Here is a 2742-nt window from a genome sequence, read left to right on the forward strand (position 1 = left end):
ATTAAATAGATATCAAATATAGGTTGAACCCTTGATGCAACTGAATTTCAAAAAAGTTATTAAAAGCTGAAACAAGTTATTTCAGTGCAAAAAATCGTTATTAAACAAGCTTAAAGTTGCTATTTTTCTCGTTTTTAATAACTCCTTTATGAGCTGACTTTCGTGCTATCAAGGTAATTCCTGTAAGAAATGTTTTATTACCTGCTCCTTTCATTTTTCCAAATCCCTTCGTTTCTAACATTCGATAGAATGATCGGTTTCCTAAAGCTCGCTCTCCTGACCGAAAACACCAGTTGTCATAGGCAGCATATAATTCTTTTGCTTCTATTCGAATCGCTTCATTTTTAGGAGTATCTGCATAACAAACTTCATGTAAAAATGGCCCTAAAATATCCATATCCTCTTTATATTTCCCTATTGCTTCTGCTACTTCTGTGGGTTCCTGTAGCCCATTCTGCAGCCATTTCATACACCCCTCAATCGCCCAATTGAGAATCCCTGACATTTCTAGAGATAACTTTTCGGATAATTGCTTATCACGCTGATGAGCTGGTAAATTTAATTGAAATGGAATTAATTTAACACGCCTCCAAATCCCTTCATCCACCCCTCCAATAATGGGTTTATGATTTGTCGTAAAAAACACCTTAAATTCTGGAACGAACTCAAAATACTCTTGCCTTAAGAATCGCGCTAACACAGGCTCTCCTCCCGTTATTTGCTTCACAAATGAGTCCGCAAGCCTCTCCCCTTCTTCACTCTCAATTGCGCTTACAAAACGAGCGCCAGCAAGTCGTGCGATGTCATTATTCGCACCCGTTTCTTTTTTCTTAATGAATGTATCCGATTTTGCCTGTTTCCCATACTCCCCCATTAGGTCTTTGATCGTATTAATAAATGTGGACTTTCCATTCGATCCTCCCCCAACTAAAAACACCATAATTTGCTCTGAAATACAGCCTGTAAGGCTATATCCAATTAATCGTTGCATATATTCAATCAGTTCTGTATCTCCTAAAAATATTTGTTCTAAAAACGTTAACCAGGTTGGGCATTTCGCCTGCTCATCAAATGTAGCGTTGGTGATTTTTGATAGATATAAATTTCGTTCATGTGGCTGAAGCTTACCCGTTTGCAAATTCACAACCCCATTTTCTACATTGAACAAGTATTTATGTACATCAAATTCCTTACGATCTCCTGGAACCAACGGCATAAGGTCCTTAATACTATTCATTCGAATATTCCTTCTTTCACACGCTCTTGCCCATTTCACTTCAAGTTCATCTTCTGATTTATACAGACCACGAAGTACTTTTGCGGTGATTCGTTCGATCTCTTTTTTGGTATCCAATCTCCACCTTTTTCCGTCCCATATAAACCACCCCATTTCATTTACATACTTGACTACATGTCCGTATTCATAGGCGATACGTTCAGCATTTCCGAGCTCCGTTAAACGAAATTTCTTTTTCGGCTTGTCTTCCACAACTTCTACCGCTTCTTCATTGAGAAAATCAAACGAAAATTCTTCGAATTGCTGCTTATTATCAAGAATTGTGGAGGAAGTAGATGAAATAGCGGTTGCTATCGTTCTTTCACCGTATGTTTCGTTGGTATCCCTGAAATGAATTACATCCCATTTATCACGCATTAAGCTCGTTTCACGAAACATGGAATCCATTCGAGTTGCTGATTTACCGGTCCAGAATGCTAAATGATTACATAAAGCCTGATCGCTTCCAGAATGATCACCATTAACTATGTTGCCATTGAATAATGATCGAATTTTGTCACCGTTCTTACTGCGGAACATCCTGTCCCATAAGGCTTCGTTTGAAATTTTGATTTCATCCTTTTCAAATTCCGCTAAATTTACACGACCTTGAATATCGCTATCATCAAAATATTGTTCAAACACTTCTGCTAGTTCATCCGTGCGATCATATACATCATTAGAATTTTCACGATTTCCTGTGAAGGTAAAGAAACGACCGTATGAGTAAATTTCTAAACCATGCTTCGTATTTTTCCGTCCTGTTCCTAAAACAGATTGTGGAAGGTTTCCTTTGATGATGATGTGAATGCCTTTACCTGATGGTGAAAACTCTGTATAGCTGTCTAATGTATCGATAATCTCAGTTGAGAAAGCATTTGTTTTTCCGTCCACAACACACTTATCCAAGTCAATTCCCACGTAATTATCCTGCCTACTAAACACGAACCCTATGCCGTCATAATCACCTTCTAAGTAGAATTTGACTGCTGTTGCAAATGTTGACCAAGTACGTCTGTTATTTGCTTGCGCCATTTCACCAGTTACTTGATATGGCACTTTTGTCGATTTATCATTTCGGCTCTCTTTACGCCAAAGCACCCACTGAGGAAGAGCTTTTAATTCAGCTGGAATTTCGTTAAAATTATATAGATTTTCTTTCATTGCGCCCTCCAATTAACCTTTTAGGGTATAAAAAAGAGAAGTCGGCAAAAACCAACCTCTCTATTTAGTTATTTAGAACGGTAATTCAGATTCGCCCACAACGACTGGAGCACCTGACGTCACTGGATTTACATCCGACATATCATAATACTTCGCTTTGGCAGCCTTACGTTTTTGTTTTTGACCATCCACAACCTTTTCATATTCTTCATGTTTTACTGTGATTTTTAAATTCTTATTGATAAGTTGCTTGCCCATATCTTCAGCAGAAGTGAAAACATGATTATTACCAAATCCACATG

At 37.9% G+C, this 2742-nt stretch carries 1 protein-coding gene and 1 pseudogene; both read right to left on the bottom strand.

All coding sequences use genetic code 11. From position 1 onward, the window contains the following. Positions 1-100: 100 nt before the first annotated feature. Positions 101-2440 carry a phage/plasmid primase, P4 family gene (locus AB3X49_RS20815; RefSeq protein WP_367964475.1) on the bottom strand — a complete coding sequence of 780 codons (2340 nt, stop codon included), beginning with the start codon at positions 2438-2440 and terminating at the stop codon, positions 101-103. Positions 2441-2512: 72 nt separating this feature from the next. After that, positions 2513-2742 (bottom strand): annotated as a pseudogene (locus AB3X49_RS20820) (DUF669 domain-containing protein); the annotation flags it as partial.

This window comes from Bacillus sp. C30 (genome assembly GCF_040838255.1).
Lineage (GTDB): Bacteria > Bacillota > Bacilli > Bacillales > Bacillaceae_G > Bacillus_A > Bacillus_A mycoides.